The sequence below is a fragment of the Pseudomonas sp. PvP028 genome, assembly GCF_017832255.1.
Lineage (GTDB): Bacteria > Pseudomonadota > Gammaproteobacteria > Pseudomonadales > Pseudomonadaceae > Aquipseudomonas > Aquipseudomonas syringae.
Genome location: NZ_JAFIBL010000001.1, coordinates 2,272,880 through 2,282,586 on the forward strand (window position 1 = coordinate 2,272,880; position 9,707 = coordinate 2,282,586).

At 54.0% G+C, this 9,707-nt stretch carries 1 protein-coding gene; it reads left to right on the plus strand.

Translation table 11 applies throughout. The features are described 5' to 3' along the window. Nucleotides 1-5 precede the first annotated feature (5 nt). Nucleotides 6-9,701, plus strand: coding sequence for an SDR family NAD(P)-dependent oxidoreductase (locus JOE34_RS10255; protein ID WP_209995682.1), 9,696 nt, complete (start codon nucleotides 6-8; stop codon nucleotides 9,699-9,701). Nucleotides 9,702-9,707 lie beyond the last annotated feature (6 nt).

The following is a 9,707-nucleotide window of genomic DNA, read 5'->3' on the forward strand; positions in this document are numbered from 1 at the left end:
CGTTTATGTCAAGCACAAAAACTGACCTAGATAGCACCCAGGTCGCTATTGTCGGGGTCGGCCTTCGCCTGCCTGAATCAGACTCTATTGATGCTTTCTGGAGCAAGCTTAAAGCTGGAAAGTCCCTGATTAGTGAGGTGAATGAAAAGCGTTGGTCGAAGGCTGAGCTTTACGGTGATCCTAAAACCGGCGGCGATAAAACATCGAGTATTTGGGGCGGGTTCGTCGACGATATCGAGTGCTTCGATGCCAATTTCTTCGGGATTTCGCCCCGTGAAAGCAAGTTCATGGACCCCCAGCAACGTATTGCCATGGAAATGGCCTGGCACGCCTTTGAAGACGCAGGGATATGCCCATCCAGCGTGAAAGGGACGAACACCGGCGTTTTTATGGGGGTGTGTCACTGGGATTACGCTGAGCTGTTGGCGCTGAATCACACGCCGATTGATCCTTACTTTCCGACGGGAACGGCGTACTCGATTTTATCCAACCGGATCTCTTATTACTTTGACCTCAAAGGCCCCAGTATCAGCATTGATACCGCCTGTTCAAGCTCGCTGGTGTCGTTGGCGTTAGCGGTCAATGCCATCAAGTCCGGCGAGTGTGAGCTGGCCTTGGCCGGGGGGGTGAATTTAATCTGGAGCCCGCAGCATTTTATCGCCTTTACCAAAAATGGAATGCTCTCTAAAGATGGCAAGAGCTATACCTTCGATGACCGCGCCAATGGTTATGTGCGCGGTGAGGGCGGCGGGCTTTTGCTGCTCAAAGCGTTGGACAAGGCCATTGAGGACGGGGACAACATCTACGCCGTGGTGCGAGGTATTGCCAACAACCATGGAGGTAAAACCGGCTCACTGACCGTGACCAACCCTCAGGCGCAAGCGGACCTGATCGCAGAGCTTTATCGACGCAGTAATATTGATGTTCGCGATGTTAGCTATATCGAAACCCATGGCACCGGCACGCCGTTGGGTGACCCTATCGAGATCCATGGGCTTAAGAAAGCCTTCGCTCAGGCGAGCCACGCTGTCGATGACCCGCAGTCCAGGAAGAACTACTGCGGTATTGGCTCGGTTAAAACAAATATTGGACACCTGGAAGGTGCAGCGGGTGTTGCCGGGATTATCAAGATTTTAGCCGCGTTAAAGAATAAAGAACTGCCCGGAAACCTGAACTTTAAAAGCATCAACCCCAAGATAGAACTGACAGATACGCCTTTTTATATTGTCGACAAGCATCAGCCTTGGGCGAGTCCTGCGGAGGGCTCGACAGGGCGCATCGCCGGTATCAGTTCATTTGGATTTGGTGGCAGCAATGCCCATGCGGTGATCCAGGAGTTCATTCCTGAAACCGCGCAGTTGTCAGCCCGTGCAGTCGCTCATAACCATCCCGTGTTTGCGATCCCTGTGTCGGCCAAGTCAAGTGAGTCGTTGGTGGCGTATGCCCAGCGCCTGCTGGCGTTTCTGGAGGACAACCCTTCTGACCTGCCCGGCATTGCCCATGCATTACAGTGCCAGCGCGACGCGCTCACAGAACGCGTGTGCTTTGTGGTTGAGTCTATCGACGAACTGAAACTGGCGATTCGGAGCTTTATAGATACACGCGCTGCTGCCGAGCACACATTTGTAGGTAACTCTTACGATGCCGGAGAAGGCAAGAAACTTAGGAGTTACGCCGAAGAAAATCGAGCGTCACTGACTGAAAACTGGATGTCCAATCACGATATGCTCAGCCTGGCCCAGTACTGGGTTTTTGGGGTTGCCGTCGATTGGAATGACCTTTATCTCGACGCTAGCCTGATCCCCGCGAAAGTCCGCTTGCCGCTTTATTCATTTGAGCGCACGGCTTACTGGTTCCCCAAAAAGAACGCTGATGTGGCCAAGCCAAAACAGCCGGGTACAGTCGAATTTACGCTGTCGAGTAAAGCCTTCTTCCTGGAAGATCACACGGTTAATAACCAATCTATATTGCCGGGTGTGCACTATCTGGAAATGATTTTATCGACGATTCCCCGTGCCGATAAAATGATCAATGTCGACTTCTCAAACGTATTTTGGTTATCGCCATTTGCCATCGAACTGTCCGACGACGACGTCGATATCAGAAAGTCGATTTACCTCGACTTCGACAGTAAGCAGGCTGATGCAAACGCTGCCTCTGGGCCGCCAGGCAAAGGCTTTCGTTTTTATACCCATCCCAAAAATATCGAAGGGCAGGCTAAAGATAACGTTCGTGTTCATGTGCAAGGCGAGTATCAGCCGGGTTCAACGGTAGCCGATCGTATTGACCTGCCGGACATGTCGTCATTCAAGGAAATTCACCGCGATCAATGCTATCAATACCTTCAGAGCACAGGTATTTACCATGGCCCGAGGCTGCAGGGTGTCGAGCAAATCCATGTCGGCGTGGATGAAGTCTGGGTAAAGGTTTCAATCGCTGGGAGTCAACAATCATTCTCTGCCCACCCGGCAATTCTCGACTCGGTATTGCAGGCCGGTATTGCGACGGCGTTGTCCAATAACGCCTCACGTTATCCCTATGTTCCTTTTTCACTCGACAGTTTATCGGTCTATCAGATTTTCCCCACGACCGTCTGGGCTCGTATCCGTGAGAAAAATCGATTTGCCGGCACTAAAGCCTCGTTGACCTTTGATCTGAATATTTTTACCGAACAAGGCGAACAGGTAGCGTCGGCGAAAAACTTTACGATGTTCTTATTGCGCAGTCCCGTGGGTGAGCAAATGACCAGCAAGAACAACAGTGGCTCGAATGAACCGAGTAGCCAGAATCTCTATTTTTCGAAACAGTGGGTTGTTGACAGTACAGATCATCAACAGCCGCCAATAAGCTCAACAGCGCCCGCAGATCGTGCTAATCACGTGCTTGCCCTTTATGTGGGCAGTACGATTCAGGATGATCGCTGGATCGCCAATTATCGTAATCAGGTGTCTGCGCAAACGTCCTGCACGTTCCAGTCGATGGCGCTGTCTTCCCCTGAGGCAGTGAGCAGCGCACAGACGATTGAAGCGTACTCCCACGTGTTTTCATACATTAAGAAACTCCTGGAAACCAAGCCTAAAACTATTCAACACCTTTTGGTCTGCGCCTCCTCGACACTGCCGGATGTGATCCGCTCCAGCCTGACTGCGCTGCTGCGGGTCGCGCACAATGAAAACCCACGGATCCAGGGCCGCTTTGTATCGATAGAAAACTCTCCGCTGGTCGATTCCGGATCGATCATCGCCCGTGAGTTTCTCATCGCCGACGGAGCATTTAGCGTACGTCATGATGCGCAAGGCCTGCGTCGGATAGAACGGATTACAGCGCAACCCGTAAGGCCTGTTCAGGGAAAAATTCCGGTGCTTAATGAACAGCCGGTGTTCTGGATAACCGGCGGGCTGGGGGGTATTGGTCAACTGATTTCCAGGCAGCTCGCAGCGGATTTTCCGGGGTGCACGCTCTACTTGACCGGGCGCAAAACCGCCGCCGAGCAGCAGGCTGTTTTCTCTGCCTTGAAAAGTGAAATACAAGCACGGGGTGGCAAGGTCGATTATCAGCCACTCGATATTACCGATGTCGTTGAGGTCGAGAATTTCGTCGCTGCACTGAAGAATACTCATCACAGCGTTGATGTCATATTCCATGCCGCTGGCCACATTGCCGATAACTTCATCTTGCGTAAAGAGGTCAAGGATTCGCTGCCAGTGCTGTCGCCAAAGCTCGATGGGACGCTGGCTATCGATCAGGCGATCAAGCGTCTGCCATTAGGCAAGTTCGTGCTGTTCTCTTCGGTGGCGAGCACGTTTGGCAATGCTGGCCAAAGTGACTATGCCGCAGCCAACGCCTTTTTGGATGCCTTCGCGATTGATCGCAATCAACGGGTGCGCGAGGGGGAGGGGACCGGGCAGACGATCGCCATTAATTGGCCGCTTTGGCAAGAAGGTGGCATGAAAATGGACGCCGGCACCTTAGCATCGGTGCATGAAACAACCGGCATGGAGCCGCTTCCCACCCATGAAGCGATGCACGCGTTGCGTTATGCGCTGACCACCACCGATGATTCTCCGATCCTCGTCACGTACGGCAACCAGGAGAAAATCCACGCTTACATCGCAGGCCTTAACCAGCGCAGCGTTGTGCCTGAGGGGGGCAGTCAGGAGAGTCCTGATCCCTCGAAGAGCGGTGATGACGTCGATAATGAGGCCCTGTTTCAATATGCCCAGGACTATCTGAAGGGCAAGTTGGCTATCGTCATTGAACGCGACGCCAAGACGATCCGAGGCGATCAGAAAATCGAAGAGTACGGCTTTGACTCGATTATGGCCGTAGAAATGATCCGTCAACTCGAGGGGCAATTCGGTCAGTTATCAAAAACGCTGTTTTTCGAATACTTCACGATCAATGAAGTGGCCGATTATCTGATGGATGAATACAGCGAAAAACTAAAGAGCCTGTACCTGGAGGGCAGAGCGCCTGTCGTCGAGGTCGCAGCTCATACAGACACGCCTTCTAAAGACAAACAAGTCGCTGAAGAGGCGGCTGCCGCACCGGCACCGTCGATCAACAAGCAAATTGAAGCAGTACCTGTCGCCAGTCAGGTCGCCGCCGATGACCGTGATCAGCATGATATTGCGATCATCGGTCTGTCCGGACGTTATCCTAAATCGAGAAACATGGATGAACTCTGGGAGTTGTTGAAAAGTGGCCAGCATGCGTTCGAGAAGATCCCGGCGGATCGCTGGAAGCACGACGCTATTTACTACAAAGAACGCGATGTGTGGGGTAAGTCGACGATCAAGACCGGTGGCTTCCTCGACGACATAGACAAGTTTGATCCGCGTTACTTTCAGATTTCTCAACTCGAAGCCGAGAAGATGTCACCGGAAGTCCGGCTGTTCCTCGAAGTGGGCGTCGAGGCCCTGGAAGATTCAGGCTATTCAAAAGAGTCGTTGCAACAGCTGTATAAAGGCGACGTGGGTGTTGTCGCGGGTACCATGAGCAACCACTACAACTTGTATGGTTTCCAAAACAACCTCACGCGGGGCGGTTCTGCCAGCGGCAGCTACACCGGCACGATCCCGAACATGCTGTCGTATTTTTATGGGTTCACCGGCCCGTCCTTGTTTGTCGACACCATGTGCTCGGCGACATCGACCTGCATTCATGTGGCTGTGCAAATGCTGCGGTCTGGTGAGTCGAAAATAGTCGTGGCGGGGGGCATGAACTTGCTCCTGCACCCTTACAACCTGATCTCCAGTTCCCAGGAACATTTCACCACCAAAACCTCAGATGTCATCAGAAGCTATGGGATTGGCGCCGATGGCACTATTTTGGGCGAAGGCGTGGGTGCCGTGGTCCTGAAAACCCTGGCAGATGCCAAGCGTGATGGCGACAACATCTGGGGCATTATCAAGGGAACGGCCCTGTCCAATGCTGGCGTACGCAATGGTTTCACCGTTCCGCAGCCGCATATGCAGGCTCTGGCGATAGAAAAAGCGATTGAAGATGCGCAAATTGACCCGCAAACCATTGGTTACTTCGAAGGCCATGGTTCGGGTACCGAACTGGGCGACCCGGTCGAAATAAAAGGCGCTACCCAGGCCTTCCGAAAATACACCGATAAGAAGCAGTTCTGTCCGATTGGCTCGATCAAGTCGAACGTTGCCCACCTTCTCGCGGCCGCTGGTATCGCCGGCATCTCGAAGATCTTACTGCAGTTCAAGCACCAGCAGATCGTGCCGTCGCTGGGTGCGGATACGCTCAACAGCAATATTCGTTTCGAAGACTCACCGTTTTATGTGCATAAAGAACTGCAGTCGTGGCCAGCTCCTCGTTCCGAAAGCAACCTGGTCTTACCGCGTCGAGCATCGATCACCTCCATCGGTGCTGGAGGGATGAACTCGCACATGATTTTGGAGGAGTATGTCGACCCTCGGACGACCAGCCGCAGCCCGCGCCAGACCCAGCAACAGCTGTTTGTATTTTCGGCGACCAATCGTGATTCGCTGGTCAGGAACCTGCAGGGTTTTTCAAGCTACCTGAAAGACCACCGTGATGTATCGCCCGCCTCGCTAGCCTACACCCTGCAAGTGGCCAAGAACCAGATGAAATGCCGCCTGGCATTCTGCGCAGACAGCGTCAATGAGGTCATTGGGTCGATTGATAGCTGGCTGGGTGGTCTTTCCAGCAACCGTTCCGTGCGCTTCGTGGACAGTGCGTCGGGTGCGACCAAGGAGTTCTCCAGGAGGGAACTGAGTCAGGCTATCGAGAGCGCTGAGCTTGAGACATTGGCCGAGTACTGGACCAATGGCTCGACCGTGGACTGGTTTGCCTTGCATGGCTTGAATGACCAAGCGGCCCTGGGTGCGATGATCAAAGTACGCATTCCGGCTTATCAGTTCGAGAAGAAACGCTGCTGGTTTGAGGTTCTGGAAGACGCCCCAAGCGTTATTGATCCTCTGGGCAACCGCAACAAATATCACCCGCTGGTCCGTGACAACACCTCCGACCTGAGCGGCATCCGTTACTCCGCTGATTTGATCGAGATTGAAATCCTCGACTACCTTTACCGGGTCAAGAAACAGCCGCAGTTAATCACGTTCAGCCTGCTCGATGCGGCGATTGCAGTGATGAAGCAGGCTGATCCGCAAAGCGGCTACACCTCTGTGCGTTGGGAGTTGCTGGCGCCTACCCCTGTTGTGCCTTCGCAGCTGTGTTATGCGGTGGCATTGAATGATCAAACGGGGCAATTTTCTGACGTTTACATCTCTTCCACAGCGGATGCGTCGACGCCGCATCAACTGTGTGCACGGGTCGAATTTGCCGTGCAAGCTGGCGATGGACGCAGGGTTCTCCAGCAGCCTTTTCCCGCGTTTGCGAATGCGACCGTTCGGGAAAGCCTTTCCGGTGCACAGGTCAGCAAAGCGCTGGAAGAGCACAAAATCGTTTTTGGCGATTACGTCAATGCTATCAGCGAGCTGCAGTTGATCGGTGAACAGCGCTATCGCGTGCACTTGAAAGATACTGATTATCGACACAATCACTTTGCCCGCAACACGACGTTTTTATCCGAACTCGGTTCGGCGTTGCAACAAGCCGTCCTCTACATCGCCTTGCGCCAAGGACTGGACCATTGGAGCGACTACGCGCTTTGCGCCTGCAATGTCCAGCTGGATTTAGCGTCTGTGTCGAAGGTCAGCAGCCTGCTGTTCTCCCTCGAATCGTCGGGGCAAGCGTTGCGCGGAACGATTGCGTTGGCTGACAAGAATGGCACTTTGTTGTCCCTCTTGGACGATGTGTATATCGCCAATAGCCAAGCCATTGAACCGCGTGCCGCCAAGACCATTGAGACGGCCAGCTTCCGCAGCCAACCCGTTTTCCGCCACGAGACTGCCGAGTCTCCGCGACCAGTCGCCGCCGCTGGCACGGAGTCCGACGGTCTCGGCAAAGCCGTGTCTGCCATCGTCGCTAAGCTTTTGAAGTTTGATGAATCCGAAGTGGACGCAAGAACCAGCTTCTACGAGTTCGGCTTTGACTCCATCGGCTTAACCCAGTTGAGCAAAGAAGTTAACGAGACGCTGGGCGCCAGAATCACCCCGGCCGTTTTCTTTGACTGCGAAAATATTGAGGCATTGTGTTTTTACCTCAAGGATCAAGGCGTCAGCGGCACCAGTGAAGAGGCGCCACAGAACAGCGCCTCTGCAGTGAACCAGGCTGCAACGCCGGTTTCTCGCGTCGAGAAACCAGAGGCCGAGCGGAATCACCGTCTGCCGGACCCTCATGAATCCATCGCGGTCATTGGTATGGCCGGACGATTCCCGGGGGCCGCGTCGGTTGAAGCGTTGTGGTCGAACCTGCTCAATAACCAAGACAGCATTCAAGACTTCCCCTACCAGCGTTACAACCAGGACACCCAAGCGGCGTTCGCCGGTGTGGCATGCGTCAAAAAGGGTGGCTACCTGGATAAGGTAGACGGGTTTGATGCGGCGTTTTTCAATATTTCGCGGGTTGAAGCGGAGTTCATGGACCCACAGCAACGCCAAGTCCTGGAGGTGGTCTGGCACGCCGTTGAAAACGCCGCTTATGACCCCAGCCAGTTGCCTTCTGACACCGGGGTATTTATCGGGGTCAGCAACAATGACTACCGGGCATTGCTGCAAAAAGACCAGGAGCTGGACGGTTACATCGCCACGGGCAACTCTCACGCCATGCTGGCGAACCGTGTGTCGTTCTTCCTGGACATCCACGGCCCGAGTGAGTCGATTGACACCGCGTGTTCCAGTTCACTGGTCGCTATCCATAATGCCTGTGAAAGCCTGCGTTCCGGCTCGGCGTCCTTTGCCATCGCCGGTGGGGTCAATCTGTTACTCGACATCCAGGGCTTCGCCGAGCCTGACCATGCAGGCATGTTGAGCCTGGATGGGCGTTGCAACACCTTCTCGCGCAATGCCAATGGTTATGTTCGAGGCGAGGGTGTGGGCGTGGTCATCCTGAAGCCGCTTTCGCTGGCGCAGAAAGACGGCGACAACATCCTGGCCGTGATTGAAAGCAGTGCGCATCAGCATGGCGGCCGGGCCAAGTCGCTGACGGCGCCGAATGCCAAGAGCCAGGCTGAGCTGTTGCGTACAACCCTTAAAAAGATCGACTTGAGCCAACTGCAATATGTTGAGGCTCATGGTACTGGCACCGAGCTTGGCGATCCTGTAGAGGTCAATGCGCTGAAACAGGCGGTGACGGAAACGCATGGTTTGCCGATTTATCTCGGCGCGCTGAAAAGCAATATCGGGCATCTGGAGTCAGCCGCAGGCGTGGCCGGCCTGATCAAAGCGGTGAAAGTACTCAGCGAGCGGACGGTGCCCGCCAATCTTCACTGCTCACCGTTGAACCCCTATATCGAACTGCATGACAGCCGCTTCGTGATCAACGAACGCCAGTCCAGCTTGAAGGCCAGTGATCAGGGGATTTTCGCGGCGGTCAGCAGTTTCGGATTTGGCGGCTCGATTGCCAGCGTCGTTCTGCGCCGTTATGAAAGCAATCGGACGACTGCTCGTGCGCACCGGGCGTTTTCCGGGCACGAGGTGGTTCTGGTGCTGTCGGCGAAAACTCGCCGTGGGCTGGTCTCGCAAGCGATCAATTTACGCCAGCACCTGTCCAGTCATCCCGAGCAGATTGAGGAGGTGGCTTACACCCTCCAGGTTGGGCGTGCCGAGCTGTCTTACCGTTTGTCGATTGTGGCCATGGATAGCGCGGATGGCCTGAACAAACTCACGCGGTTTATTGAAAGTGAGGCCGCACTGTCCGATGCAGACTTCTCGACCGGGGCCAATGAGTTAAACCACGTGTCCATCTTTACCGGGCATATCAAGGGCTCGAAAACCGAGAAAATGTCCAACGAGGCACTGCCAGAACTGCTCACTTTGGACAATGCCAATAGGGTGGCGGAGCGGTTTGTTAAAGGCGTTAAGTTTAACTGGAATTTGCTCTACGGAGGCGCACGGCCTAATCGGGTTGTGTTGCCTGGTTATCCTTTCGAACAGCAGCGGTATTGGCTGCCTAAAGACCAAGTGACCACCTGGTATGACGTCGATAATTTTTCAAATGAGCAATTTGTAGAGCACTCATTTTATGAAGATTTACTGGACAGAGTGCTTGTGGACGATCTGGATACCGAGACGGTCCTGCAGCTATTGAGAAAGGATTAAGGGTGT